The following is a 24,981-nucleotide window of genomic DNA, read 5'->3' as shown; positions in this document are numbered from 1 at the left end:
CGTTCCTTTCGGCTCAGGCGTCTTGAGAATTGTCCCCTCCCGAGGACTGTGCCCGAGAATTCGGTATCGACGGGTCACTCGAGCGCGACTCAGAGAGCGTTTTCGAGGACCCGATCGATCCCGCGGCGAAGCCGTTCGGACGCAGACGGGGCAGAGATACCGAGGTGATCACCGATTTCCTCGGTCGATGCCTCTCTCGGGACTGCGAAATACCCCGACTCGTGGGCCACGACGAGTGCCTCGTGTTGTTCGCGGGTCAGGCCGAAAGGCGGATCGTCGGTCGACGATTCCCGCGTGAGTCGCTCGAGTTTGAACGTCCCGCCGCGGTCGGTACAGAACGTCCGGTACTCTGCGAGCGTCTCCCTGTCGGGGAATCGGGCCCGACCCCACCAGCCGTCGACGGTTACGATCCCGCCTAGGGGCGTAGTCCCGAGTTCGACGTATTTCCGATAGATCGGGAGTGGCGGATCCAGCAACTTGATCCGATACAGTTCCCCGCCCTCGGTATCGGTTATCAGCGTGTACGTTCCGACCGTCGAATCGTCGGCCAGCGCCCCGGGAACGTCCTCGGTCGGCCCGACGGCCCGGCAGAGAACGACCGGACGATCCGGATCGACGACGAGGATCCGGTCGATGTAGAGCGCGATCTCCGGAACGGCCGTCACTGCGTCCGTCAACGGCAGATCGGGTGAATTGAGCTGAAACTCCGCGATGAGGCCCATGGGGGCCATTCCGCCCATCTTAACTTAAATGCCCTAGTCCATGAGATACAATTTGATCGCGACACGATACGAACGTACGGGGTGAGCATGAGCGCCGACGACCTCCCCGCGATGCAGCTCAATACGACGATCCGCCCACACAACTACTACCGAAACGCAGTCGAGAAACACTGGGACCCCCACGAGATCGATCTCGAGGCGGACCGTAAGGGGGCATCCGAACTCTCCGAGCCGGCGTTCGAGGGACTCAAACGGTCACTCGCACTGTTCGGCGCGGGCGAGGAGTCGGTGACGGAGGATCTCGCGCCCCTGGCGGTCGTCCTCGAGGACATCGAGGACCAGATGTTTCTGACGACGCAGCTCTACGAGGAGTCCAAACACGTCGATTTCTTCGACCGCTACTGGCGCGAAGTGGTTCTCGCCGAGGAGAAACGCCGCGGACAGGAACTCTCGTCGCCGACGGACGAGCGGTGGTTCAACGGCCCGTACGACGAACTGTTCGAGCGCAACGAGCGAGCGATGGCGCGACTGCTCGATGATGACACGCCGGAGAACCGCGCGAGAGCACACTGCCACTACCACCTGACGATCGAGGGGATCCTGGCTCAGACGGGATACTACGGACTTACCCTCGCATACGGTGAGAACGAACCCGAACTACCGGATCTGCCGGGACTGGTCGAGGGACTCAAACTGGTCCGCAGCGACGAGGGGCGCCACGTCGGCTTCGGGATGGCGAAACTCAAGTTGCTCGTGAGCAGTGGTACGGTCGACCCCGAACTCCTCCGGGAGACGGTGGACGAACTGGTGCCGCTCGTCCAGGAGAGCCTGACGGGCAACGGCGGAGCCAGCACCGAATCGGGTCCCGGCCCGACCCCATCCGATCTGGCCGACTACGCCTACACCAAACACGAACAGCGAATGCGACAGATCACCACCGCGAGCGAGAAGATTCCGGATGTCGAGGAACTGACCGAACTCGAGGCATGAAGGCGATAGACCGCGCGACACCCGCCGCTCGAACGACTCGGATCATCGGAGAAACGTCTTTTATCGTTCGTGTACCATCGTCTCCCATGGTCGTCCAGACAGAACGCGAGGATACTATCTGGTATGAGTGTGAGACCTGTGGCCTGCTCTTCGACGAACGGTCGGACGCATCGGAACACGAGAAGCGCTGCGACGACAGCGATCCGTCCTACATTCAATGAACTGTCAACCGACAATCAGTGAAACATCAGCCGGTGACATCCTCCCATGACTTCACAGTAGGTGCCGAAGTAACTAAGTCGTCGTTTTCGTCGTCGGTGACGAATCAACAGTATGATCCATGCGACCGAGGCAAAACACCTATCTCGTGCAGCTACCTCTCTGTTGTTCACGCGGCTCGATTTTGCGACGAAATCGAACGGGCAGTATTCGAGCGAGGACTTTGAGAAAGTCCTCGCTCGAAGTGCCTTCGACGGCGAGTTTGTCCATACGACCGCGAAAGAACTGCAGCTCGCTCGAGGAGAAGACATTGACCTTCAGCAACGGAGTCCGCTCGCGAAATCGCTTCTCTACCATCTTCGTGGACTAAGCCCGGACGCCATCGGCGCCCAGTTCGATGGCGTCCGGGCCCACGTTCGCTCACGCCCGCCAGCAGCGGGCGTTCGCTCGTCCTGTCGACGTCGCGCTCGATATTCACGAGTGGCTCTACTACGGCTCGGCCGAGACACCGCACGTCTGTGCGATCAATCCAGACCGTGGAACGAACCTTGCCTACGCATTTGTGACGCTCTGTGTCGTCGATCCAGCGGTTCGGCTGACACTGGCGTGGGAATCGATCGAGGCGGATGACTCCCGCACGCTGCGGGAGTCCATCCGCCGACTCATCGAGATCGCTCGCCAGTTCGTCCAGATCAACCGCGTCTACTGCGACAGGAGTTTCTACCGGGTTTCACTTGTTCAAACATTGGCTGATCTGGACGTCAGGTTCGTCGTACGCGCGCCGAAGACACCGGGCGTCAAGCGCGTGCTTGACGCCCATGACGAGGAGACATTCGTCACCAACTACGAGATGGTCCGGAAACAACCACCGACGGGACGAATATCGGTAACACTCGTCGTCGTCCCGCACCGAACGCGGGACGACGACTCGTTCTGTCTGGTAACGAACTGTGACGTCTCGGTGGAGTTCGCCGAACCGTTTGCGGAAGTGTACCGCCGTCGCTGGGGGATAGAGACGTCCTATCGGAAGATCGGAGAGTTTCTCCCGCGAACGTCGTCGCCGACGTTCGCGGTGCGGCTGTTCGAGTTTCTGTTCGCTGTGGCGTTGTACAATCTTTGGATTCTGGTGTGTCTGGTTCTCGTTGAGCAGCGAGTATTGACCGACCGGCCGGCAGTCTCGACAGCCCTGTTTCGGCTATTTGTATTATCTCTTCCAGACGGTTCTATTGAATCCACTGACGGCGTCGGGGTAAGTCGTCAGAATGATTGAATTGAAGCGGCAGAGGAAGCTTTGTGCAAAAGACTCTCTTCCGCTTCGTTAAACAGGCTGTGTCGATCGCACGAAAACTTACTGATGCAGCGCTGATGCAGATCAGCCATCCTGCCGGCAACGGAGTTGCCGGCTGGAAGCACGCTGTCCTGCATTTTCTCCGGCTTCACATGGAAGCAACGCTCGAAGAAGTCCTCGATTGGGCCGAAGAGATGGAGCGGGTACGAGCCGCGCTCAATCTCAAGCGCGGCGAGCTCCCCGGCCCATCCGCGCTCTGCAAGTCGTTTGACCGAGCGCCGATGCGGATCTGGCGAGAGCTGCTCCGACTTTCGTCGGAGCTGCTCGAGCAGTCTGGTCACGCCGCCATTGACGCCACGTACTTCGACCGTCGACAGGCATCAACCCACTATCTCAACCGCTGTGACCGAGACGTACGGACGATACAAGCGACGTTTCTCGTCGATACCGCGCAGGGCGCGGTTATCGACGTTCACTGCAGCACGAAGTGGCCTAACGGAACCAACATCGGGCCGCAGGTCGCCCGGCGCAACGCCGGCGACCTGCTCAGCCTCGCCGCTGACAAAGGCTACGACGATATGAGCTTCCGCGAAGAGCTTCGTGCTGAAGAAGTAAGACCACTGATCAAACATCGCGTCTTCGCACCCTACGATCACGCGCACAATGCGCGGATAGAGGATGAACTCTACAACCAGCGCTCAATCTGTGAAACCGTGAACTCGGTGATCAAGCGCTCGTACGGCTCCGCCGTCCGAGCGCGTGCATGGTATCGCCAGTTCCGTGAAATCGCTCTCGCAGCCGCAGTCTATAACGTCGAACAAGCCGTCAAACAATGAATCCCGTCGCCCTCTGCGGATTCAATAGAGCCCTTCCAGACAGTTAGCAGAGAGTGCGGCGGCTGACCCGGGCCGACCCGGGTCAGCACGCCGCTGCCGACTGGCAAGACTGCATTCATTCCCTTCTGCGGTCAATTGATTGTCTGATGAATGTGTTTGCTCAAGGAGTGAACACTAGTTGACTGGTTAATCTTGACCCTGCGGTCGGGAACTGGACGCATCTGTTTGGAGGTTCGGCACCTACTGTGAAGTCGTGGGTTTTGCGCCTGTTCAGCACTATAATCAGTGACCCGTCTATAGGCGGCGAAGGTCGTCACAGCCGGTGACCAGTCACTCGAGGCGCTCGCGGTGATCGGCCGCGAGTTCACGAGCCTGTTCGAGCGTGTGGGTTTCCGTCCATCGGACGCGAGCGCCGTCCCCGTAGGCGACCGCGGTCTTGAGTTCGTCGCGGAGGACGCCGTGGTCTACGGCCAGCACTGTCCCCGACTCGTCGCCGAGTTCGTAGACCCCGGGTCGATCCGGAGCATGACCGATCGTCTCTCGCTTGAGGTCGCGCCAGGGCTTTTCAATCGGCATCAGTCGCTCTCCTCGACCAGTTCGTAGGCGTGTTCGCTCATCTCGTCTTCGGCAAACACGAACACTCGCCCGTCGACGATCGAGAGATCGGCCTCGACGCGGATCGAATATGCTTCCGTCGCGACCGTTACGCCTGGGAAGAGTTCCTCCTCGTCCGTCCGCTCTAACATGACGCGGCCGACGCCGGTCGTCTCGAGGATGTCGTCGTGCGTGTTCCGGTCGTTGACGTACGTCATGACACCCTCGACGCCGTCGGGATCGGTGACGAGGACGTGAACCTCCTTGCCCGGCGGCGTCGTGACCGTCTTTTCGACGGGTTCGGGTGGCCCGTGATAGAACACCTCCCGACCGTCGAGATACTGGACGACGACGCCGCCGTCGACGAGATCCACGCCGATCGTACCGGGGGCGACATTGTTGCGCGCGCTCATAATCCGCCTTTCGACCGGATCGGGGAAAAGAAGTGCGTTCTCCCGACTGGGCGCGTCCGCGACGACTTCCCTGCCAACGGGTCCCGCGGATCGTCAGCCGTAAGTATCCCGTCTGAGACTATCGAGTATGGACGGCCGTGCTGTCGCCCCTGCAGCCGGGACGATACTCAATGCGCTCGCGACCGGGACCGGTTCCGCGTTCGCGATCGACCTCGAGACGACGGCGACCGTCGAACTCACCAGCGACGGAGAGATCGTCGGCGAGGTCGCCGATCAGCCAGAGGCCGATACGACGCTCGTCGAGCGGTGCGCGTCGATGACGATCGACGAATACACGGACCAGGCCGGCCTCGAGGAGTCACCCGTCGGGGCCCACGTTCGAACCGAGAGCGAGGTACCGATGGCATCCGGACTGAAGAGTTCCAGTGCCGCGGCCAACGCGACGGTACTCGCGACGCTCGACGCCCTGGCCGTTACTGACTCGGTCGAGCGAATCGAGGCCTGCCGACTCGGCGTCCGGGCGGCCCGCGACGCCGGTGTGACGGTGACCGGCGCGTTCGACGACGCTAGCGCGAGCATGCTCGGCGGTGTAACGGTAACCGACAACACCTCCGACACGCTGCTCGCCCGCGAAGAAATCGACTGGCTTGCGTTGGTCTACACGCCACCCGAACAGTCCTACAGCGCCGACGCCGACGTCTCGGCCTGCAAGCGCGTCGCCCCGATGGCCGACCTCGTCGAAGAACTCGCGCTCGACGGTCGCTACGGCGACGCCATGACCGTCAACGGCTTCGCGTTCTGTGGCGCACTCGAGTTCTCGACCGGGCCGATGATCGACGCGCTTCCGGACGTCGCCGGCGTTTCGCTCTCCGGAACCGGCCCGAGCTACGTCGCCGTCGCCGACCGCGACTCGCTCGAGGCCGTTCGAGACCGCTGGGACGAACGGGACGGAACGACACGATTACTGCAGACGCGCACAGACGGAACACGAACGACATGACAGGAGAGTCAGTGAACGCGGTAACGGACGGTGGAACGGACGACGCGAATCGAACACCTGAAGAAATGACCCTCGACGAGTTGCGCGAGGAGATTCGCGCGATCGATCAGGAGATCGTCGAGTTGATCGCCCAGCGAACCTACGTCGCCGACACGATCGCGGCGGTCAAAGACGAACAGGAACTGCCGACGACTGACGAGAGACAGGAACAGCAGGTGATGGACCGCGCGGGCGACAACGCCGAGCAGTTCGACGTCGACGCGAACCTGGTCAAAGCGATTTTCCGGTTGTTGATCGAACTGAACAAGGTCGAGCAGCGCGAAAGCCGATAAGTACACCATACTTTTTCGTCGTCACTGACCGAAAACCGCATAGAGCATGGTAACCGCGAGAACGATTCGAGCGGACGAATTAGACGAACTCCTGACGCTGTATCGGATGCTCAATCCAGACGACCCACCGTTGGAACGAACCGAAGCGCTTCACGAACAGTGGGACGAGATGCTACACGACGATTCGCTCGAAATCGTCGTCGTGGAAGAAGACGACCGACTCGTCTCTACGTGCGTACTTTACGTGCGTACTTTCGATTACGAAAAACCTCACTCGGAACGCTCAACCATTTGGGCTAATAGAGAACGTCGTGACTCACGAGGAGTACAGAGGGCGAGGGTTCGGCAAACGGTGTCTGAAGAGCGCCACCGACATAGCGGAGGGACGGAATTGCTACAAAATCATGCTGCTAACCGGGTCTAATAAGGAGTGGAAACACGATTTCTACGAGAGTTGCGGATTTGACAAAGACGAGAAAACAGGATTCGTCTTCGACACACGAGAGTAGTCGATAGAGGTTACAGATGAATTACATTCGTCTGTCCGTCGTTTCGGAGTTTATTGACACGATACCAGCAATTTAGCTGAAAGAGAGGGTGCTAAGCCCCCGTCCTCGAGGAGCGACCGACGGGAGCGAGGAGGGCGGGGATACAGCACCCCCACGATTGTCACACATCTCTACTCATAAACGCTTAATAAACTACACTCCATAGACGAAAGCAAGTCGCATGGAGTACAGTCCACGATACCGTCTCTTTCCCACCACCACCCAACGGGAGAGTTTGGACTGGACTCGTGACACCGTGCGACAACTCTACAACCACGCCCTCCACGAATTCGACAAGATACCAGAAGACGAGGGGACGCTTCGACAGCGCGTCTGGCACGTCCGCGACGAACTCCCACAACTCAAACAACAGTGGACTGACCTCAAACAGGTCTACTCAACCGTCTTGCAGAAAGCTGTCGAGCGTATCCGAACCAACATCACCAACCTCGGCACACTCAAAGCCAAGGGATACGACGTTGGCTCGTTGAACTGGAAGTCACCGCGTGAGTACCGGAGTTTTACGTACCGGCAATCGGGCTTCGAACTCGACACGAAGAGTGGCCCGAGAGACCGAGCGATACTCCGCCTCACAAAAGTACGCGGTGAAACCATCGAAATCCCACTCCGACTTCACCGTGACCTTCCCGACCACGATGCTATCAAAGAAGTCACGGTGAAGAAAGAACCCACAGGAGCGTGGTACGCCTCGTTCTGCATCAGCACCGAGGAACCAGAGAAACCAGACCCAGCGGACATCGACGCGGAGGGTACCGTAGGAATCGACCTTGGCGTCCTTAACTTTGTCCACGATTCGGACGGACGCTCCATCGGTCGTCTTGACCTGTCTGCGGAGCGTGAGCGCCTTGAGCGCGAGCAACGCGCTCTTTCTCGCAAGCAGTACGAGTCGAACAACTGGGAGACGCAACGGCGGCGAGTCGCGACGGTCCATGCTCGCATGTCGAACAAGAAGCGAGACTATAAGCACAAGCTCGCGCACTATTACACGACCGAGCACGATGCCGTGTTCGTCGAAGACCTGAACGTGACGTCACTGCTTGAAGCCAGTGGCAACGCGCGGAACAAGGCCGAGGTTGGCTGGCGAAACTTCAGTACGATTCTGAAACATCACGGTCGGAAGAACGGGTGTCACGTCATCGAAGTCGAACCGAGTGGCACGACGAAAGAGTGTGCATCGTGTGGCGTGGAGACGGCGAAACCGGTGTGGGTTCGGGAACATTCCTGCCCGTCGTGTGGGTTCGAGTTGGAGAGGGATTGGAACGCGGCGTTGAACATCCAGTCGCGTGGTCTGGAGAACCTAGGAGTGGTTCACTCCGAAGCAACGCCTGTGGAGACTGCGACCGCTGTAGATACTTCTGAAGTGTCTGCAAGTCGCGTCGTCGAAGCAGGAAGCCCTGCCCTCAAGGAGTCGCCGAAGGCGACGAGTAGGGCGGGGTAGTTCACTCGGGACAGATACCCGTTGAAGAGATCGGTGCCCCGAGGTTTTGGGCCGGTGGTTTGGGAGAACCCAAAGTCGGCGCCGACCGCCATTGTCCACGCGATGTCGATCACCGCTTTGGCGTGATCGAAAAAGCGCAGGGCAACCCCCTCGCGGTCTCCCGTAGCCAGCGTGTGGTGAAGCACTACAGCCTCGAGTGCGGCAACCGACATCCCCTGGGCGTAGATCGGATTGAAGCTGGCGATCGCATCGCCGATGACAATCAGGCCGTCGGGAAATCTATCGAGATCCTCGTATCGGTATCGGCGGTTGGACGGGATTGGATAGTGCTCGATGTCCTCGGAAGCCTGCGGATGATCGTCAAGCAGCCGCTTCAGCTCGGGAGTCGGCAGACTCGCTGCGAACTCCACGTAGCTATCGAGGGTCCGTGGGGGATGGTCGCCGTGCATACCGTGGAGGTTCACCAGCCAGCGATCGCCTTCGACCGGAAACGCCGCGCCACCGCGGGTACGGGGCGGCGAAACTAGCACGTACAACACACGGCGGTCGTTGGGAGGACGGTCGATGAGGGTACTGCTATAGACCAAGTCAATATTTACCTCATCGAGGACGGGCGACGTGTAGCCGTGGTTCTCCAGCCACTTCGGGGTCCGACTCGTCCGACCGGTGGCATCGACGATCAGATCGGCACGAATCTCCTCCGGATCGGTTTCCTCTCCACGGACGACCACACCGTCTACGGTCGCAGTTGCGTTATTGAATAAATAGTCAATGAACTGATGGCCCGAGCGTATACGGACTCCGTCGAGATCGGCGACGCGCTGCCGTACGATCACCTCGATCAGTGACCGGCTGGCAAAGTACATAAGTTGCCGTGTCGGACCGTCGGCGACGAAATCACCCTCGTCGAAATATTTGAAATCGCTTGCACCATCGACGAGTAATCCACCAGCCGAAATGAGGTTCTCACCGTATCCCGGAAACAGATCTTCTAGCGTCGCTCGCCCCGCCTCCAACAGTACGTGTGGCTGACGGGCTTGCGGTACCCCGTTACGTGGCACCGGCGTATCTGGCAGCGTGTCTCGGTCGATGACAGTGACCTTCTGGAATCCATCATGTAGGACGCGGGCCGTAAATAGGCCGGCCATGCTTGCGCCGACTACGACCGCATGATCACCGATAGCAGCGCTCTGGTCGCTGTCGTACCGCGGAACGGTTGCGAGGGTCATTCCGGGAGACTCCGCCGACCTATTCCCTGTTGAGCGGTCTCCCCAGGTGAAGAACATGCGCAGAGGAGCCCCCGTCGTCGAGTTGACAGCCCGACCTGTGGATCCGGTCGTGTATTGCCGTTGCCATTGCTCCGTTTCCGAATGTCCACCATGGAACCACCTCCGGACGAGCGCCGTGTTCGCTTCTTCTGCCGGGTCACAATTCGATGTCGCATGAGTTTCCCATTACGAATGACCCTCCCACACGCGGTATAGATTCGCGCCGGGAATTTCACACCCCGTGAACGACGCTCACGCCGTGAACAGGGCTGGGTTGAGCCGCTCTCCATCGTCGCGGAGGTCGTCGATGGTGGATTCGGCCCACGAGTGGACCGCCTCGTCGTCGGTCTCGATCACTGCGAGTGGCGCGCCCTGGCTACCCGACAGGCACAGGAGTACCACGTCGTCGACGATGAATACGGTGGACGGGATGGTTCCGTTGTACACGTAGACCTCAGAGTGCCCGGTTTCGATCATTTCTCGTGCCTGTTCGATCATCTGCGGGTCGGTTCCAAAGCTCTCGAGCGTTCCAGTATCGAGCACGCCCTCGAGTTCGAGGGCGCCATCGACGATTCCTCGCCAGCACTCGTCCATGACGTTCGGAAGCACAGAATACGTGATGAGTCGGACACGGTCGGCAGTTCGGATGCGTTTTGAGATATGTGCCGTCGGAGCGATGGCATTCCGTTTCGTCGATCGAATGATCCTCGAGCCAGCTAGGTTCCTCAGGTCGAAACCGAACCCCTCATCGGGGAACCACTGCGCCACCTCGTTGAGTGCAGGGACCGGCTCAAACCGTTCCAAGATGTTCGTTATTTCCCGCGAGACGTACGTGCCAAGCTGTGTCGTCTGATACTGTCGGTCGTCCTCACGGACCCATCCTCGCTCCTCGAAATCCTCGAGGACACGTCCGAGGGTGGCCCGTGTTACGCCAATCGAGTCCTCCAATTCGTATCGTCCTATCGGCCCCCGAGTCAGCGCGTCGAGAACGGTTACCCTGTTCGGCGACCGCGCAAGGAATTCGATTTCCTCCAGCGGAGTTCCCGGCGCGTCTGAGTGTGTCATGCTGAATGCTACCAAATTCGAGGTTTCTCGATTTAGACTTTCGCATCGTCGGGGTTGCAGCCGAGATCCACGTCGAACGCGTCGAGGTGGCGATCGCACGGTTCATCTCCAGCCGAGGTAACGGGACGTTCTCGGTCGAAATAGGCGACATCGTTGCCGTAGAGTCAGTCGAGCAGAGCGGTGTGTGTAAGTTTGCTAGTAAATACCGTGGCGGAAGATTCCCACTATGTGCAAAATGTGGTGTGGAGACCGCGAAACCCATCTGGGTGCGGGAGCATTCATGCCCGGCGTGTGGGTTTGAAACAGATGGGACGCGAATGCGTCGATGACCGTTCTCAAGAGAGGGTTTTCTGAAGTAGGGCTGGGGTGGACCGAATCCACGTCTGTGGAGACTGTGACCGCTACGGACACCGCTGATTTCCAGCGCGTGTCTGCAAGTCACGTCGTCGAAACAGGAAACCTCCCCTCGTAAGAACAGGATTCCCCGCGCCACCGTGTGCAGGGTAACATTCAATGGGACGACAGACGTAGTAAACGGGGAACCGCCATGGTCTCGATTCTCGTCCTGTACGGAACAGGGGAAGGGCAGACGGCGTCGGTCGCCGACCGAATCACCGACGTCCTCGCCGAACGCGGCCACGATGCGACTGCGATCGACGTCGACGAACTCCCGCCCAACCTCGAGGTCGACGCGTTCGACGCGGTCTGTATCGGTGCCTCGATCCACATGGGGAAACACCAGTCGGCCGTTCGTGAGTTCGTGAGGGCCAACCGAAACGCGCTGGCGCCCAAGCCGACCGCGTTCTTCCAGTTGTCGATGTCATCGGCGGTCTCCGACGAAACGCGACAGGCGGAGGCTGCCAGCTACGTCGACGATTTTCTCGAGGAAACCGGCTGGCACCCCGACCGGATCGGGCTCTTCGGCGGCGCGCTCCGCTACTCGAAGTACGGCTTTCTCAAACGGCTGCTCATGAAGCGGATCGCCGGGGATGCGACCGGGGATACGGACACGTCTCGGGATTACGAGTACACCGACTGGCACGAGGTCGACGCCTTCGCGGCGGACTACGCCGCGTTCGTCGAGAGCCGTCTCGGCGTGCGACCGACCGATGCACGGGATGGTGACGAGGAGACGGTCGAATGACCGCCTCTCGAGGCGGATGCGAGCCCCCGCGTTCGTCCATCCTCGCAACGGTCGCGACGCTGGCACTGACAGTCGTTGCGACGCTCGTCGGATTGTTCGTTCCGGGCTTCTACAGAGACGCGCCGGTGATCCTCCCACAGCTATACGGTCAGGATCTGCTAACGCTGACTGTCGCTGTTCCCGCGCTGACTGGATCGTTGTATCTTGCCGTGTACGGATCGTTTCGCGGATACGTCCTCTGGCTCGGCGTGACGGGATATCTGCTGTACACCTACGCGTCGTACGCGTTCATGACCGCGTTCAACGAGCTCTATCTCGTGTACGTCGCGTTGCTCTGGCTTACGCTCAGCACGTTCGTCGGCGGGATGGTCAGACTCGACGCACCCGCGCTGAAACGATCGGTCGGCGAGACGTCGATTCGCTCGTTCGTGGGGTTCCAACTGCTGTTCGTCGTACTGATCGGATTCGTGTGGCTGTCGGAGATACTCCCTGCAATAATCGGGGGGACGACTCCGCCGAGTATAGCTGATGCCGGACTTCCGACGTCGGCCATCTACTCGCTGGACCTCGGCGTGGTCGTTCCGGGCACTGCGCTCTCGGCGTACTGGCTCTGGAACCGGCGGCCGTGGGGATACGCGTTCACCGTGGTCCTTCTCATCAAAATCGCGACCCTCGGCGGGGCCGTGTTGGCGATGGCGATCTTCATGATTCGGGACGGGCAACCGGTTTCGGTGGCGCAGATGGGTATCTTCGGCACGATAACCCTCGTCAGCACCCTCCTACTCGTTCGGTTTTTCCTCGCGATCGGTCCGGAGTCGAATCGGCCACCGATCGATTCAACGACCGAAACGAAGAGTGAGACGTAACCGGCCTTTTCTCGGGAGTTGCGATTGGCGGAATCGGGATGGGGAAGCGTGCGCCGTCCGCGATCGCCTCGGCGTCCCGTCGTCGTACTCGGCGTTGTTGGTCCGTCGAGGGGGCCGTAATAAGAGGCCCTGTGAATGACTATCAGCCCATATTTCTTCCACCTTCGAACCGAACTAACCGATATGGGCTGGCTCGAGAACCGCGTCACCGATACCCCCGTGCAGGAAGGTGACCAGCGTGGATGATTCGGATTCAGCGCCGTCCGTCGCCGGCAAGCAAACGCCGTCGAGAACCATCCTCAAGTCAGCCATCGAGGCCGGACAGCACGAAATGGAGCGCGAAACAGAGGGACTCTTGCTATCGGGGTTTTCGGCGGGTCTCGACATCGGGTTCGGGCCGTTGCTCATGGCAGTCTTGCTCACGCTCTCTGACGGCGGGTACGGCGAACTCGGTACGGAACTCCTGCTGGCGAACGCCTACGCCGTCGGATTCATTTTCGTGATCATCGCACGATCCGATCTGTTCACCGAGCATACGACTCTCGCGGTGATGCCCGTCCTCGCCGGCCGCGCGTCGCTCGAGAATCTGGCTCGAGTCTGGGGACTGGTCTGGATCAGTAACGTCGTTGGTGGGGCAGTGTTCACCGTCTTCATCGTCGTCCTGTTGCCCGGACTGGGGGTCGCCTCTCCGGATGCGTTCGCCACGATTGCACACGGACTCGTCGCTCACAACGTCAGATGGCTGTTCATCGCCGGCGTCCTCGCGGGCTGGCTCATGGGCCTGGTGGCGTGGCTGCTCGCCGCCGCGCAGGAAACGACCAGCCGGTTGTTCATCATCTGGCTCGTCACCGCGTTGATCGGCTTACTCCACCTCCCACACTCGATCGCTGGGAACGTCGAGGTACTGTTCGGACTCTTCCTCGCGGCAGACATTACGGTAGTCGACTACGTGAAATTCCTACTGATGGCAACCGCCGGTAACGCGGTCGGTGGCGGCGTCTTCGTGGCGCTCCTGAAGTACGGCCACGTCGTCCGCGGTGGCGATTGACAGGCCCGCCGAGGACGCTCGGGTGCGTTCATCCGTGCCCCGGCGAGAACCCACCCACAATCCGATACGATACGAACGATCCTTCCTGTCGGGCCTTCCAATCGATATCGACGGTCGACGGCCCCGGAACGCTGACCCTCAGTATTCCCAGTATCGTTCGATTCTCGAGCCGATCTCCGGATATTCTGTTCGCAGCGCGTCGACGCTCGTTTCTCCGTTGACGTTGATAACGTGGACTTCCCCCCGACGACTGCCGTAGACGTCCTGGAAATCGTAGACGACGCCGATTACGTCGACGTCATCGGGAACGTCGTCGCTTTCCTCGAGGAACCCGACCTGTCGGTCAACGTTATACTCTACGAGCCGGTTGATGGCCTCCGTTCGGTCCACGTCCGGCGGGAGGCGATCCACGCCCGGTTCGAGGAGCGGCTTCAGTAACTCGATGCAGTGAGTGATTCCGTCAGGTTCGGAGACACCCTCGGTTAGCTCGTCGTAGGTCGCCGTCACCGCCCCGCACCCGGTGTGTCCCACGACCACGATGGTCTCCGTTCCCGTGTGTTCGACCGGATAGAGCACGTCCCCCGAGACGACCCGTCCAGCGTCGGTCCGCTGTACGACTCGATTGCCGATGTTCCCGCAGGTGAACGTTCGTCCCGGTTCGTCGTTGCCCCACATGTGGTCCTGGAGGACTCGAGAATCCGAACAACAGACGGTGACGACGTCCGGTCGCTGGGAGTCCTGTACGTCGTCGAACTCGGACTGGAATGCGTCGGCATGGTCCGAGTTACGGTGCAGCATCTCGACAAATTCGTCCCGCATACGTAACCAGGCGGTGGCTTCGTTAATAATTCCAATCGTTTGGAACGGGTCCGCCGGACGGTCGTAGACGCCCCGTGGTGATTCCCGACCCCGATGCACGTCCCGTTCGATGGCCGGTGATCGTCACTCGGTGGCCGGGAATTATCCACGAAGAACCGCTCGTCACGATCGATCGCGACGTCGAGCGGGTCGACGGACTACGACGAGACCCGCACACGTCACCTTCCGCTGTCTGCCCACGCTGCAGTCCGAAGACGGCGAGTCTCGACCTCGCGATCATGTGCGCCAGGGGATCGTTCGGCCGCGCTCGAGGACACAGACGACGATCACCTCCAGAAGCGGGGTGCGACCGTCGCGTACGACGTGGTGGCAATCGAAAACGTTCGGTCCGACTACCCAGATGTCGAGTACGCTGACTCGGCCGAGGGCACGGACGGGGCCGTCGTCGCGACCGACTGGCCGGAGTTCGACGACCTGTCGTTCGAGGGCATGTCCCGTACGGTCGTCGTCGACGGCCGGCCGATCGACGTCGACGAGTCCGCCCTCGAGGTCTACGAGGGGCTTACCTGGGAACCGCTCGTTGAACTTGAACGGATCTTCGCAACGACCGGTCTCGAACCAAACTGAAACGGTCGAGACGAACGTCACTGGGGAGGGAATCTTTTTTCGTATGGGTACCCATACATAGCATATGAGCAAAAACATCGCAATCTCCGACGACGTGTACCGCGCGTTGAAACGTGAGAAGGGGGATCGAAGTTTCAGCGAAGTCATCCGGGACCACCTCGAGGAGCGCCAGCGACTCTCCGACGTCACGGGGGCCAATATCCTGGACCGGGAGACATACGACGACGTGAAGAACGAAATTGAGGACCTCAGCCACGGCACGCTTTCACGGCTCGACGATGAAACTGTGTGACACTTCGGTTCTCGTCGATATCGATCGTGGAGGGTTTGCTGACCGTGTGGCGAAACTCGACGACGAAGGCCGCCACGCGATCAGTACTGTCACGGTCACCGAGCTACGACTCGGCGTCAACAAACGCTATCAGGAGAGTGCAGTTCGCCAGGAGGCGCTTGCGGATCTCGAGCGGTTACTCGCCAGATTCCAAATTGTCGACGTGAAACGAGCCGTTGCAACCGCCGCAGCCGACATAATTTCTTCCTTGCAGCGACGTGGAGACCCATTACACGACTTGCACGACGTCTACATCGGAGCGACAGCAATGGTCGAACAACTGCCGGTTCTGACCGCAAACGTCGACCACTTCGAGCGGATCGATGGTATTACAGTCGTCGACTGGGCGTCTTTTTGAACGGTATCTTTCGTTCGACGAATGTGTACAAATCGCCCGGGTCACAGGGTGGTTCCTGATCGCAAACGAGACCCATACCAGACACCCTGTCTCACAACAGATTGACCGCCGGATCGACGTCGACGAGTCCGCTCTCGAGGTCTACAGGCGGGGCAGGCCGAATGCCTCGGGGCTCGACCCCGAGGCGGTTCACGAGGGACTTGTCTGGTAGTTCGACGCCGGGCGACCCGGTCGTTCTCGAGGGGCTGGCCTGGTAGTCAGCTACCGGCTAGATTACCTGAGTCGTGTCAATCACTTCAACGCGGATATCGACGATGTAGTCCCACCGCTGGCCAATCAGTAGCCTTTTGCAGATCGGCGGGGGAGTATGTCTCGATGGAAGACGACGCAGCTCGTGCGGATTCGAGCGTCCTCTCGGACGGTGGCAAAAGCGTCACCGTCACGGAGGAGTCGGGGGAGGTTTCGCCCGACGATGTCTGCGTCCTCATCCCCACGCTCGACGAGGCGGCCACGATCGGCGACGTGATCGAGGGGTTCTTCGAGGAGGGATACACGAACGTGGTCGTCGTCGACGGCGACTCCTCGGACGGTACCCGCGACATCGCCCGCGAATACGGCGCGGAAGTGCTGGTCCAGTCAGGCGACGGGAAGGGCCAGGCCGTCCGCGAGGCCCTCGAGTACATTACGGTGCCGTACGTGTTGATGCTCGACGGTGACGGGACCTATGACCCGGCCGACGCCGATACGATGATCGAACCGCTCGCGCGCGGGTACGAACACGTCATCGGCAACCGCTTCGCGGATATGGACGACGACGCGATGCGAGCGTTAAACGGCGTCGGCAACCGGATGATCAACCGAGCGTTCGGGTTCGTCCACGGCGCCAACTACGAGGACATCCTCTCGGGCTACCGGGCGTTTACCGTCGAGTCGTTCGAACGGCTATCGCTGGACTCCGAGGGGTTCACGCTCGAGACCGAACTGGCCGTCGAGTGCGTCAGACACGGTATCGAAACGACGGTCGTGCCGATCAGCTACACGGCTCGGCCCGACGAGTCCGAGACGAACCTTCATCCGATCAAAGACGGCGGGACGATCATCCTCGCGCTGTACTCGCTGGCGAAGACGAACAATCCGCTGTTTTATTTTGGAAGCCTCGGCGTCGCCGGCATCGTATCCGGGAGTTTCATTGCAGTCTACGTTCTCTGGGAGTGGATCCAATACACCCAGAGCCACGAGGTCCTGGCGGTCGTCTCGGCCGCCGCCATCCTGCTCGGCGTTCAGTTGCTCATGTTCGGTGTCCTCTCGGACATGCTCGTGACCCTCCACCGCGAGCAACGACGGCGACTCGAGCGCATCGCACGCGAAGCCCGCGAAGACTAGTGTAGTACAGACACGAGGCCGTGGACGGATTCGGCGCTGCAGTCACCTGCGACGTCGCGAGCGAAATCGAACCGCCAGTCGGAACTCGAACCGGGTAGTCAGAACGGCAGCAACGAGCGGACCTGCGCGACGACGCCGCCGGATCGGTTCCGGCGGTACTTCTCGAACGGTTGGTGGAGCTGGTTCAGCAGTTCCTGTCGGGAATCGAACTGGGTCGTCGGAACGCGGTCGAGCATTTCGCTCAACGGAACGTCGTTTCCGTGGACGTCGTACGGGATGCGCTCGTGGCCGAGTTCGGCCTCAACGTCGTCTTTCGTGGCCGGAAAGGAGAGATCGGCGTCTTTGAGGCGGGCGTCGACAGCGGCGATGCCGAACTCGATACTGTCGGGTGTCTCATCGTCTCCGCTCGATGGTGGCCGGACTCCCATATCTATACCTCACGGTACGGAGCCGGATATAAAAATGGCTGCGAAGACGATCAACGCTGCGAACGACTGCCGCCGAACCGCCAGCGATTCCATCCCTGTACTGACGGTAACACGGCCCGCCGACCCCGGAGCGACACCCTCCACGAACCGGCAGTGACGCCAGATTGCCGACACGCATTTGGGCACTGCGACGGAGTATGGCGTATGACCGAATATACCACGGTGTCGATACCGAAGGACCTCGCAGACCGCGTCGAGGAGACGATCGAGGGAACGAGCTTCCAGAATACCAGCGATCTCGTCCGGTTCCTGCTGCGCAGCATCGTCATCCAGCACCAGAAGGAAGGACAGCTCACCGAAGCGGAGTTCGAGGAGATCACCGAACAGCTCCGCGGACTCGGCTACCTCGAGTGAGCAACCGACGGGGAACGGTTTCCGCGGGGAGCAAGTCGGGGCTTCTGCACGGGTAGGGTCCAGTGTTTCCGGCTTCCGTTCGAGGGTCGGCGCGTCCACGCAGTCGCGGGCAAGCGCTTTTCCGACTCGAGCCGGTAGGCTCCGTTTGGAGGGCCGAAATGCATGCCTCACATTCCGAATTTCCCGTCCGACGACGCTGACGACGACAGTCGTGATCGGTCTCCCGGAAGCATCATCGACCGAATTATCGGCGACGACGGGTTTCCGGTATCAAACTCGGGGTGACGTCCTCGGCTCGTATTTTTTCGGTCGCTGGACGCACCATCGGCGACGAAAACACCGGCAGCAGGCTCCGGGTCCCGCTCAATCCGACGGCGAAGCGTGGACTCGACCGTCGGCGATCGTCCGCCCGATCAGTCCGTCAACGATTGCCCCGGCGGTGTAGCGTCGACGATCTCGAGGGGCTGGCGGGCGCCGCTTCGGTCGAACGCGGCGAACGAGCGCTCGTCGATCCCCCACGGCGGGACGGCGACGAAGATGACTTCGGCCAGATCGTCCCGTCTCGTGACCTCGAGTTTGCCGATGGGGTGAGAGACGAATCGGCCCTGGGCCTGGCGTGCGGGCGTCGACAGGTCGACGCCGAAGACGGCATTGACCGGATTGTCGGTGGTCGGGAAGAAGAAGTCCGTAAAGACGGGGGTATCGGGAGGGAGTCCGCTCGCGCCCTCGAGTTCACTTGCGGCGGTGACCGAGACGCCGGTCGTCAGGGACGTCGGATCGGCGTCGCTGGCCAGGTTCACCAGCACGTCGACGAGCGCTCGAGTGACGTAGACCACACCGCTACTTCGGATGCGTGGTAGTTAGATGTATGCCACCACGATCGACGTTTCCACTCTTTCCGTCTGTCAGACCGGGAGCATCTCCCAAATCGTCGATGCGTACAGTCTGGGCGCACCGCGACGGGACTGATCGAGGGCGTCATCGAGTGCTCTCGCTGCGTCTTCCATCACGCCGGCGCCGTGGCCGACGAGCACGCGTTCGGGTACAACGCTGCGGAGAGCTGATTGGGGCGGCGTCAGTCGCAGCATCGGGTGAACGCCGAGTTTCTCGTCGCCGGCCAGGAAGTAGTCGACCGTCCCGACCGTTTCGGGGACGACGAGGGTTCCGTTGGCCGGATTATAGAGAGCGACCTCCTGCCAGAAACGGTTGTCGACCACCCTCAGGGATCGGATTCCGGTACCGGAGAGTTCGTCGTCGAACCGGGCGACCGCAGCGTCGATGTCCTCGGTGACGCCCTCGAAAAACTCGGGGAGATAGACGGGAACGTCGTGACGATCGGCGACGGCGGCAGCGTCGCGTTTGTGCCGGTCGAGCATCACGACGACGCCGGCGACGTCGCCGAACTCCGCGAACAGATCGTCGATTCCATCCGCGTCGACCGGGTCGAGGACCCAGACCTCGCCGTCGACCGCGATCGCGTGACTTGCGCGTTGCATCGTTTCGTCGGGGTGGGCGATCCAGCCGACGCCGTCGTCGAACCGATCGATCTCGCGGTACTCGGTCGCTCGTTCGTCAGCGCGAAAGCTCATACGAGTGTCCTATGGCGCCTCGATCCATAAACGTAGGTACACACCGCGTACCCGGACTGCGCGTTGTCCCGGTGTGGACGGGGCAGTTACAGAAACTCAAGGAGAAAGCCCACGACTTCACAGTAGGTGCCGAACCGTCGAACTGCGGGCACGAACCGCCGGCGGTCGGCGACGCTTCTATGCCGCTACTCCACATACGGCAGTCCATGGTATCCGCGCTATCCTGGCTGGCGCTCGAGACTAAGTACCTGGAGCAGGCGGGCGCGTTCTACGAGGAGGAACTGGGACTGTCCGTCCGCGAGCGTCGAGACACGGAACTAGTCCTCGCAGCGGGCGAGACCGACTTCGTGTTACGGCGGCCCGATGCCCTCCCGCGCGGGGGATTGCACACGCACTTCGCGTTCGCTATTCCCGATGCCGAGTACGGCGACTGGTGGGATCGACTCTCGGAAGTGCACGTTCTCGAGGAGGCGCAGTTCGGTCCCGCCCGATCGCTGTACGTGTACGATCCCGACGGCAACTGCGTCGAACTCGGCCAGCAGGACGTAGCTGGACCGGGCATCGACGGGATTTTCGAGGTCGTTCTCGAGGTCGAAGATATCGGTCGCTCACGCGCGTTCTACGAGGAGTTGGGCTTCGAAGCCGTCGACGAGGGCGAGGACCGAAAACGCGTCCGACTTCAGGGCCCGATGGCGCTCGAACTCTGGGAACCTCATCTGGGGATCGCCGACGCCCGCGGGGGCGTCCACGTCGACCTCGGGTTCGAAACCGACCAGCCCGCCGCTGCCCTCGAGGCGATCGGCGACCGGATCCGATCGCTCGAGCGGGAGACGACCGACGAAATCGTCGTTCGGGATCCCGACGGTCACTTCCTGACGTTCGTCACGTCTTCTCCGTAGCGTCCCCGCCGATCATCGCCTTCCGCTCGTCGCTTCAGGTTCTCCGGTGTCGATCCTCGAGTGATCGTTATTGTACTCAAACCAGTCGTTCGAGCAGAGAGTTGTCGGTGGGAGAACGTACCCTGGTATCCTAATACCGTCCCCATTGGAGACTGCAAACGACTGTATCCGAATGGTAGGTCCGACACTGGAGTCGGTCGCGGAACGAACGACTCGTCGGCGGGTCCGAACCGTATTTCTGCTCCTGCTCGTCGGGAGCGGTGCGTGGACCGCCTACGGCGCAGTCGTCGATTCCACGACGGGCACCGGCAGCACTGTTCAATCCGTGCCGCCGACCGACAATCACACGGTCATCACGCAATCGGGGCGGATCGGCATGATAGCGGCGTACGCGCCGAACGGAAGCCTCATCTACGAGAACGACACGCATACCAAATACTACGACGTGGACCCTGTGGCGAACGAATCGATGACCGTCGAGTACGCCGCGACTGACACGCTGGTCGAGAAAAGTCCGCAGTGTCGAGATCCGCCCTGCGCTCGAAACGTCATCGAACGGGCGAACCTCTCGACCGGCGAAGTGACTGAAATTTACGCCCAGTACGTATACCGGGAATCGGCCGGCGAGTGGCACGATGCCGATCGAATCGACGACCGACACCTCGTCGTCGCCGATATCGCCGCCGATCAGGTGTTCATGGTCGATACCGAGACGGAAATGATCGAATGGACGTGGGACGCCCAGAGCGATTTCCCCGTCGATGGTGGCGGTTCGTATCCCGGTAACTGGGTACATTTGAACGACGTGGAAGTGCTCGAGAACGGGCGCGTGATGGCCAGTCTCCGAAATCAGGATCAGGTCGTCTTCATCGATCCGGAGACCGGGATGATCGAGAATCGGACGCTCGGCGCGGAAGACGACCACTCAATCCTGTACGAGCAACACAATCCGGACTACATTCCGGCGACTCGCGGCGGCCCGGCCGTCGTCGTCGCGGATTCCGAGAACGGACGCATACAGGAGTTCCAGCGAGAAAACGGCGAATGGAGCCGCTCGTGGGTCTGGTCCGACGATCGAATGGAGTGGCCACGGGACGCCGATCGGCTCCCGAACGGCAACACGCTCATCACGGACACCGACGGGGAGCGAGTGCTCGAGGTGAACCGGAGCGGGCGTGTCGTCTGGCAGGTCGAACTCCCCCATCCGTACGACGCCGAACGGCTGGAGACGGGCGACGAGAGCGCTGGCGGACGGAGCGCGGCTGCGCTCGGCCTCGAGTCGCGTGTGAGCGACGCCGACGACGAGGGCGACAGAACCGACGAACCGCGGCTTGTCGGACCGTTTCTCGACGCAATTAAAACCGTCCTGCCACCCCGTGTCGTGCACCCTCTCGTACAGGCGAGTCCGACGTGGCTGTCCCCGTCCGATCTCGGACCTGCGATCGTCGTTCTCGGTACCGGGATGACGTGGGGACTCGTCGAACTCTGGTGGTACCTCCGCGCTCGCGGGATCTGATAACCGCTGGCCCGTCGATCGCCGCGAAAAGTAAATCGCCCCGTCCGTTCGCTCGCCGTCACCTGCCGCAGTCGAAATCGGTCGCGGCCAGTCGCTTGGCGGAACGCTGGACAGGACGGGACTGTCGGTCAGATGACGGGACAGTCACAGCCGCTCCTTGCTCACGTCGATGTCGGGCGGCGTCACCAGCAGAAAGCCCCGGAAGTGAACGAGAGTGCCGCCTGATTCCTTGATTTCGCGTGCGAACCCGGCGGCCAGTTCGTTGACGTCGCCATCGACGTCGAGAACGAGGACGTTTCCCTTCGAGATCGCCTCGGTCCACTCGTCGGCGGGAGTCGTCCCGTCCAGAACGCCGAGGACGATGCTGCCCTCGAGTTCCAGTTCCTCGTCCATGTGTTCCTCGACGGCCCGAAGGTCGAGGTCGAAATCGCTCATATGGATGGGTCGAACTACGATGAGAAAAACGTTCCTCTCCCCCGAGGTTCTGCGGGACTAGTTCGACGGGAACTCCTTCTGGAACCCGCGGAATTCCGTGTGGTGAGCCTCCTCGTCGGCGAGAATCGTCACCGCAACGTCCTCGGTGACGGGGTCGTTTGCGTCCTCGGCAGCCTCGATCAGCGAGCGGTACGTCCCGATCGCGTCGTCCTCGGCCTCGAGGACGCCTTCGATGACCGACTGGACGTCCGTCGTGTCCGCCGGCGGCTGGAGACTGTGCTGATTGGCCTCGAACGATTCCGAGCCGGGCGGGGACTCGTCGAGTTGCTTCAGGCGCTCGCCCAGGATCTGTGCGTGGTCGAGTTCCTCCTGAATGTCCTCCTGAAGGCTCTCTTTGACCTCTTCGGCGTGGATACCGTCGAGGACGGTCGCATTGGTGAGATAATTCATTACGGTCTCGAGTTCGTCGATGTACGCTTCCGTCAGCAGGTCAGTAATCTCGTCAGTCGTCATGCGCGTGGACGTCCCACGACCGAACATAAAGTCCTGACACGTGCATCTGCGATCACGTGAACTGGCGACTCGAACGACGACCGGTCGAGGAGAGCGGACGCCGTCCGGACGGCGAGATCCGACCGATTCGGGGCCGGGATCACGTCGTTCCGACGGTCGGCCACCGCCACAGACACGGTCGTAATTCACGAACTATTTCCGCGATCTCACCGCGCGAAATCGATATTTCACCCGCCCACAGAATACATCCGTTTATTTTAGACGACATTTCGTGACCGAAACCGACCAAACGACCATCCGGATGCGCGCGCCAGCGCACCGAGCGGACAGATGCGGGTCGATCGGCTGAATAGCTCGGGATCACACGCCGTTGTCGGGATCGACGGGGCGCTGATATCCATACTGTATTAGGACGTATGTCTTACTTATAGGGCGCCGCAGTCGTGCGGTTTTCCGCTGTAATGCGGAATTGACGTCAGTTCGAAGTGCGGTGGCCAGCTCGGACAGCGGTAGATTTATATATTTCGTCGCGCCTCGGGTTCAGATACAATGTCTTCACAAGACAACCCGTCCTCTGACACCAGTCAGGGGGGTCGAGTTCTTCCAGGGCACGTTAGATTCCACTGACGAAATAGAGTCAGCACGTGTCTTCGATACGACCCTCCGGGACGGCGAACAGTCGCCCGGCACTTCGTTTTCCTACGACGACAAACGGCAGATCGCGTCCGTTCTGGACGACATGGGGACCCACGTTATAGAGGCTGGGTTCCCCGTCAACTCGGACGCCGAGTTCGAGGCCGTTCGTGATATCGCTTCGTCAACCAGTTCGACGACCGCTGGCCTCGCCCGCGTCGTCGACCAGGACATCGAAGCGGCACTCGATTCCGGCGTCGAGATGGTGCACGTGTTCGTTAGCACCAGCGACGTCCAGATAGAGGATTCGATGCATGCCACCCGGGAGGAAGTAGTACAGCGCGCAGTCGAGTCGGTCGAACGCGTCAAGGAGGCGGGCGTGACCTGCATGTTCTCGCCCATGGATTCGACGCGAACTGACGAGGATTACCTGATCGAAGTCATCGAAGCGGTTTCCGAGGCTGGAACCGACTGGATCAACATCCCCGACACCTGCGGCGTTGCCACGCCGACCAGGTTCCGGGCCATGATCGAGAAGGTCTGTGACCACACCGATGCGAAGATCGACGTCCACACCCACGACGACTTCGGACTCGCCACGGCCAACGCACTGGCGGGCATCGAAGCGGGCGCATCGCAGGCGCAAGTGTCGGTCAACTCCATCGGGGAGCGGGCCGGGAACGCCGCCTACGAGGAGTTCGTAATGGCTGTCGAGTCGCTCTACCAGACCGACATCGGCATCGACACGACGCGCATTACCGACGTCTCTGAGATCGTCGAGGAGAAAAGCGAGATGCCGACACCAGGCAACAAGCCCGTCGTCGGCGACAACGCGTTCTCCCACGAGAGCGGCATCCACGCCGCCGGCGTTATCGAAAACTCCGACACCTTCGAACCAGGCGTCATGACCCCCGAGATGGTCGGTGCCGAACGCAAGCTCGTCATGGGCAAGCACACCGGCACCCACTCCGTCCAGGAACGACTCGTCGAGTGCGGGTTCGACCCTACCGACGATCAGGTCAGAGCGGTCACCCGCCGCGTCAAAGACTACGGAGCAGAGAAGCGCCGCGTCACTGTCGACGTCCTGGAGCGCTTCGCCGAGGAGGCTGGCGTCGAACGTCAGCAGGAGCAGGAGGAGGTGCGCGCCTGAGGAATGTCTCCCCCGCTTGCCACCGCTCGCGAGCATCAGCTATCGCGTTCGAACGATCGCACTCGTAAGGGTTATGACCCTCGAGAGAGCTATA

The 24,981-nt window shown here is 60.9% G+C and carries 28 protein-coding genes and 3 pseudogenes; 20 read left to right on the top strand and 11 right to left on the bottom strand.

Features of this window, described 5'->3' with window-relative positions; all coding sequences use genetic code 11:
• Positions 1-89: 89 nt before the first annotated feature.
• Positions 90-722, bottom strand: coding sequence for a helix-turn-helix domain-containing protein (locus tag NJU76_RS02805; RefSeq protein ID WP_254531286.1), 633 nt, complete (start codon positions 720-722; stop codon positions 90-92).
• Between the two features lie 87 nt (positions 723-809).
• Between NJU76_RS02805 and NJU76_RS02800 the strand changes: the two genes are divergently transcribed.
• The 4 genes from NJU76_RS02800 (at position 810) to NJU76_RS02790 (ending at position 4,055) form a co-directional block, all read left to right on the top strand.
• Positions 810-1,712 (top strand): ribonucleotide-diphosphate reductase subunit beta, encoded by a 903-nt coding sequence (locus NJU76_RS02800; RefSeq protein WP_254531285.1) that lies wholly within the window; start codon positions 810-812, stop codon positions 1,710-1,712.
• An 86-nt stretch (positions 1,713-1,798) separates the two neighbouring features.
• Positions 1,799-1,933 (top strand): DUF7128 family protein, encoded by a 135-nt coding sequence (locus NJU76_RS26500; protein WP_256566142.1) that lies wholly within the window; start codon positions 1,799-1,801, stop codon positions 1,931-1,933.
• 395 nt (positions 1,934-2,328) lie between these two features.
• Complete coding sequence (locus NJU76_RS02795; RefSeq protein ID WP_254531284.1) at positions 2,329-3,201, top strand: transposase; 873 nt, start codon at positions 2,329-2,331, stop codon at positions 3,199-3,201.
• 23 nt (positions 3,202-3,224) lie between these two features.
• Positions 3,225-4,055 carry an IS5 family transposase gene (locus NJU76_RS02790; RefSeq protein ID WP_254531048.1) on the top strand — a complete coding sequence of 277 codons (831 nt, stop codon included), beginning with the start codon at positions 3,225-3,227 and terminating at the stop codon, positions 4,053-4,055.
• Between the two features lie 330 nt (positions 4,056-4,385).
• On the opposite strand, the gene NJU76_RS02785 is transcribed toward NJU76_RS02790, so the two are convergent.
• Together NJU76_RS02785 and NJU76_RS02780 are read right to left on the bottom strand one after the other, a co-directional pair.
• On the bottom strand, positions 4,386-4,631 hold the full coding sequence (locus tag NJU76_RS02785) for a DUF7508 domain-containing protein (protein ID WP_254531283.1): 246 nt from the start codon (positions 4,629-4,631) through the stop codon (positions 4,386-4,388).
• Positions 4,631-5,062: a DUF5796 family protein gene (locus NJU76_RS02780; RefSeq protein ID WP_254531282.1), complete on the bottom strand. Its 432-nt coding sequence runs from the start codon at positions 5,060-5,062 to the stop codon at positions 4,631-4,633. Before NJU76_RS02780 ends, NJU76_RS02785 begins: the two co-directional genes overlap by 1 nt.
• A 127-nt stretch (positions 5,063-5,189) precedes the next feature.
• On the opposite strand from NJU76_RS02780, the gene NJU76_RS02775 reads away from it, so the two are divergent.
• From NJU76_RS02775 to NJU76_RS02765, 4 genes are all read left to right on the top strand, one after another.
• Positions 5,190-6,062, top strand: coding sequence for a shikimate kinase (locus NJU76_RS02775; protein WP_254531281.1), 873 nt, complete (start codon positions 5,190-5,192; stop codon positions 6,060-6,062).
• Positions 6,059-6,394, top strand: a complete 336-nt coding sequence (locus NJU76_RS02770) for a chorismate mutase (protein ID WP_254531280.1) — start codon at positions 6,059-6,061, stop codon at positions 6,392-6,394. Before NJU76_RS02775 ends, NJU76_RS02770 begins: the two co-directional genes overlap by 4 nt.
• A 101-nt stretch (positions 6,395-6,495) precedes the next feature.
• Entirely contained in the window at positions 6,496-6,903 is a 408-nt protein-coding gene (locus NJU76_RS26960) for a GNAT family N-acetyltransferase (protein WP_425604309.1), read from the top strand.
• Between the two features lie 220 nt (positions 6,904-7,123).
• Positions 7,124-8,401: an RNA-guided endonuclease InsQ/TnpB family protein gene (locus NJU76_RS02765; RefSeq protein ID WP_254531279.1), complete on the top strand. Its 1,278-nt coding sequence runs from the start codon at positions 7,124-7,126 to the stop codon at positions 8,399-8,401.
• A gap of 173 nt (positions 8,402-8,574) precedes the next feature.
• Here NJU76_RS02765 and NJU76_RS02760 read toward each other — a convergent pair.
• A pseudogene (locus NJU76_RS02760) lies at positions 8,575-9,630 on the bottom strand (FAD-dependent oxidoreductase); the annotation flags it as partial.
• A gap of 291 nt (positions 9,631-9,921) precedes the next feature.
• The gene (locus tag NJU76_RS02755; protein WP_254531278.1) at positions 9,922-10,734 is read right to left on the bottom strand and encodes a helix-turn-helix transcriptional regulator; all 813 of its coding nucleotides are present in this window, start codon (positions 10,732-10,734) and stop codon (positions 9,922-9,924) included.
• Positions 10,735-10,961: 227 nt separating this feature from the next.
• Between NJU76_RS02755 and NJU76_RS02750 the strand changes: the two are divergent.
• The 4 genes and pseudogenes from NJU76_RS02750 to NJU76_RS02735 form a co-directional block, all read left to right on the top strand.
• Positions 10,962-11,206: pseudogene (locus tag NJU76_RS02750) on the top strand (zinc ribbon domain-containing protein); the annotation flags it as partial.
• Positions 11,207-11,281: 75 nt separating this feature from the next.
• Entirely contained in the window at positions 11,282-11,878 is a 597-nt protein-coding gene (locus NJU76_RS02745) for a flavodoxin domain-containing protein (RefSeq protein ID WP_254531277.1), read from the top strand.
• Entirely contained in the window at positions 11,875-12,744 is an 870-nt protein-coding gene (locus NJU76_RS02740) for a hypothetical protein (RefSeq protein WP_254531276.1), read from the top strand. Before NJU76_RS02745 ends, NJU76_RS02740 begins: the two co-directional genes overlap by 4 nt.
• Before the next feature lie 238 nt (positions 12,745-12,982).
• Positions 12,983-13,792, top strand: a complete 810-nt coding sequence (locus NJU76_RS02735; RefSeq protein WP_254531275.1) for a formate/nitrite transporter family protein — start codon at positions 12,983-12,985, stop codon at positions 13,790-13,792.
• 138 nt (positions 13,793-13,930) lie between these two features.
• On the opposite strand, the gene NJU76_RS02730 is transcribed toward NJU76_RS02735, so the two are convergent.
• Complete coding sequence (locus NJU76_RS02730) at positions 13,931-14,611, bottom strand: carbonic anhydrase (RefSeq protein WP_254531274.1); 681 nt, start codon at positions 14,609-14,611, stop codon at positions 13,931-13,933.
• A 330-nt stretch (positions 14,612-14,941) separates the two neighbouring features.
• Here NJU76_RS02730 and NJU76_RS02725 point away from each other — a divergent pair.
• The 4 genes and pseudogenes from NJU76_RS02725 to aglJ all read left to right on the top strand — a co-directional run.
• A pseudogene (locus NJU76_RS02725) lies at positions 14,942-15,238 on the top strand (UDP binding domain-containing protein); the annotation flags it as partial.
• Between the two features lie 64 nt (positions 15,239-15,302).
• Positions 15,303-15,530, top strand: a complete 228-nt coding sequence (locus NJU76_RS02720; RefSeq protein ID WP_254531273.1) for an antitoxin VapB family protein — start codon at positions 15,303-15,305, stop codon at positions 15,528-15,530.
• A gap of 46 nt (positions 15,531-15,576) precedes the next feature.
• Entirely contained in the window at positions 15,577-15,927 is a 351-nt protein-coding gene (locus NJU76_RS02715) for a type II toxin-antitoxin system VapC family toxin (RefSeq protein ID WP_254531272.1), read from the top strand.
• Positions 15,928-16,302: 375 nt separating this feature from the next.
• Positions 16,303-17,310 carry an S-layer glycoprotein N-glycosyltransferase AglJ gene (aglJ, locus tag NJU76_RS02710; protein ID WP_254531271.1) on the top strand — a complete coding sequence of 336 codons (1,008 nt, stop codon included), beginning with the start codon at positions 16,303-16,305 and terminating at the stop codon, positions 17,308-17,310.
• Positions 17,311-17,408: 98 nt separating this feature from the next.
• Here aglJ and NJU76_RS02705 read toward each other — a convergent pair whose 3' ends face one another.
• Positions 17,409-17,738: a DUF5789 family protein gene (locus NJU76_RS02705; RefSeq protein ID WP_254531270.1), complete on the bottom strand. Its 330-nt coding sequence runs from the start codon at positions 17,736-17,738 to the stop codon at positions 17,409-17,411.
• A 204-nt stretch (positions 17,739-17,942) separates the two neighbouring features.
• Here NJU76_RS02705 and NJU76_RS02700 point away from each other — a divergent pair, with 204 nt between their 5' ends.
• Positions 17,943-18,152 (top strand): ribbon-helix-helix domain-containing protein, encoded by a 210-nt coding sequence (locus NJU76_RS02700; protein WP_254531269.1) that lies wholly within the window; start codon positions 17,943-17,945, stop codon positions 18,150-18,152.
• A gap of 413 nt (positions 18,153-18,565) precedes the next feature.
• Here NJU76_RS02700 and NJU76_RS02695 read toward each other — a convergent pair whose 3' ends face one another.
• Together NJU76_RS02695 and NJU76_RS02690 are read right to left on the bottom strand one after the other, a co-directional pair.
• Positions 18,566-18,988 (bottom strand): JAB/MPN domain protein-containing protein, encoded by a 423-nt coding sequence (locus NJU76_RS02695; protein WP_254531268.1) that lies wholly within the window; start codon positions 18,986-18,988, stop codon positions 18,566-18,568.
• Positions 18,989-19,057: 69 nt separating this feature from the next.
• A complete protein-coding gene (locus NJU76_RS02690) occupies positions 19,058-19,741 on the bottom strand; it encodes a hypothetical protein (RefSeq protein WP_254531267.1) in 684 nt (227 codons plus the stop codon).
• Positions 19,742-19,947: 206 nt separating this feature from the next.
• On the opposite strand from NJU76_RS02690, the gene NJU76_RS02685 reads away from it, so the two are divergent.
• Positions 19,948-20,640 carry a VOC family protein gene (locus NJU76_RS02685; protein ID WP_254531266.1) on the top strand — a complete coding sequence of 231 codons (693 nt, stop codon included), beginning with the start codon at positions 19,948-19,950 and terminating at the stop codon, positions 20,638-20,640.
• A gap of 172 nt (positions 20,641-20,812) precedes the next feature.
• A complete protein-coding gene (locus NJU76_RS02680; protein WP_254531265.1) occupies positions 20,813-22,156 on the top strand; it encodes an arylsulfotransferase family protein in 1,344 nt (447 codons plus the stop codon).
• Between the two features lie 144 nt (positions 22,157-22,300).
• Here NJU76_RS02680 and NJU76_RS02675 read toward each other — a convergent pair whose 3' ends face one another.
• Both NJU76_RS02675 and NJU76_RS02670 read right to left on the bottom strand, forming a co-directional pair.
• Entirely contained in the window at positions 22,301-22,591 is a 291-nt protein-coding gene (locus tag NJU76_RS02675; protein WP_254531264.1) for a DUF5779 family protein, read from the bottom strand.
• A 57-nt stretch (positions 22,592-22,648) separates the two neighbouring features.
• Positions 22,649-23,104: a ferritin-like domain-containing protein gene (locus NJU76_RS02670; protein WP_254531263.1), complete on the bottom strand. Its 456-nt coding sequence runs from the start codon at positions 23,102-23,104 to the stop codon at positions 22,649-22,651.
• Between the two features lie 544 nt (positions 23,105-23,648).
• On the opposite strand from NJU76_RS02670, the gene NJU76_RS02665 reads away from it, so the two are divergent.
• Positions 23,649-24,887 (top strand): LeuA family protein, encoded by a 1,239-nt coding sequence (locus tag NJU76_RS02665; RefSeq protein WP_425604308.1) that lies wholly within the window; start codon positions 23,649-23,651, stop codon positions 24,885-24,887.
• Positions 24,888-24,981: the final 94 nt, after the last annotated feature.

Origin of the sequence: Natrinema gelatinilyticum, from assembly GCF_024266705.1 — an archaeon.
GTDB lineage: Archaea > Halobacteriota > Halobacteria > Halobacteriales > Natrialbaceae > Natrinema > Natrinema gelatinilyticum.
The sequence above is the reverse complement of the archived record's forward strand: the minus strand, read 5'-3'. Positions and strand labels throughout refer to the sequence as shown.

Coding starts and splice junctions, on each gene's coding strand:
- NJU76_RS02720 (WP_254531273.1), top strand. CDS start 15,303: ATGAGCAAAAACATCGCAATCTCCGACGACGTGTACCGCGCGTTGAAA.
- NJU76_RS02740 (WP_254531276.1), top strand. CDS start 11,875: ATGACCGCCTCTCGAGGCGGATGCGAGCCCCCGCGTTCGTCCATCCTC.
- NJU76_RS02690 (WP_254531267.1), bottom strand. CDS start 19,741: ATGAGCTTTCGCGCTGACGAACGAGCGACCGAGTACCGCGAGATCGAT.
- NJU76_RS02685 (WP_254531266.1), top strand. CDS start 19,948: ATGGTATCCGCGCTATCCTGGCTGGCGCTCGAGACTAAGTACCTGGAG.
- aglJ (WP_254531271.1), top strand. CDS start 16,303: ATGGAAGACGACGCAGCTCGTGCGGATTCGAGCGTCCTCTCGGACGGT.
- NJU76_RS26500 (WP_256566142.1), top strand. CDS start 1,799: ATGGTCGTCCAGACAGAACGCGAGGATACTATCTGGTATGAGTGTGAG.
- NJU76_RS02745 (WP_254531277.1), top strand. CDS start 11,282: ATGGTCTCGATTCTCGTCCTGTACGGAACAGGGGAAGGGCAGACGGCG.
- NJU76_RS02680 (WP_254531265.1), top strand. CDS start 20,813: ATGGTAGGTCCGACACTGGAGTCGGTCGCGGAACGAACGACTCGTCGG.
- NJU76_RS02730 (WP_254531274.1), bottom strand. CDS start 14,611: ATGCGGGACGAATTTGTCGAGATGCTGCACCGTAACTCGGACCATGCC.
- NJU76_RS02700 (WP_254531269.1), top strand. CDS start 17,943: ATGACCGAATATACCACGGTGTCGATACCGAAGGACCTCGCAGACCGC.
- NJU76_RS02705 (WP_254531270.1), bottom strand. CDS start 17,738: ATGGGAGTCCGGCCACCATCGAGCGGAGACGATGAGACACCCGACAGT.
- NJU76_RS02755 (WP_254531278.1), bottom strand. CDS start 10,734: ATGACACACTCAGACGCGCCGGGAACTCCGCTGGAGGAAATCGAATTC.
- NJU76_RS02765 (WP_254531279.1), top strand. CDS start 7,124: ATGGAGTACAGTCCACGATACCGTCTCTTTCCCACCACCACCCAACGG.
- NJU76_RS02805 (WP_254531286.1), bottom strand. CDS start 722: ATGGGCCTCATCGCGGAGTTTCAGCTCAATTCACCCGATCTGCCGTTG.
- NJU76_RS02670 (WP_254531263.1), bottom strand. CDS start 23,104: ATGACGACTGACGAGATTACTGACCTGCTGACGGAAGCGTACATCGAC.
- NJU76_RS02780 (WP_254531282.1), bottom strand. CDS start 5,062: ATGAGCGCGCGCAACAATGTCGCCCCCGGTACGATCGGCGTGGATCTC.
- NJU76_RS02770 (WP_254531280.1), top strand. CDS start 6,059: ATGACAGGAGAGTCAGTGAACGCGGTAACGGACGGTGGAACGGACGAC.
- NJU76_RS02675 (WP_254531264.1), bottom strand. CDS start 22,591: ATGAGCGATTTCGACCTCGACCTTCGGGCCGTCGAGGAACACATGGAC.
- NJU76_RS02785 (WP_254531283.1), bottom strand. CDS start 4,631: ATGCCGATTGAAAAGCCCTGGCGCGACCTCAAGCGAGAGACGATCGGT.
- NJU76_RS02800 (WP_254531285.1), top strand. CDS start 810: ATGAGCGCCGACGACCTCCCCGCGATGCAGCTCAATACGACGATCCGC.
- NJU76_RS02775 (WP_254531281.1), top strand. CDS start 5,190: ATGGACGGCCGTGCTGTCGCCCCTGCAGCCGGGACGATACTCAATGCG.
- NJU76_RS02795 (WP_254531284.1), top strand. CDS start 2,329: ATGGCGTCCGGGCCCACGTTCGCTCACGCCCGCCAGCAGCGGGCGTTC.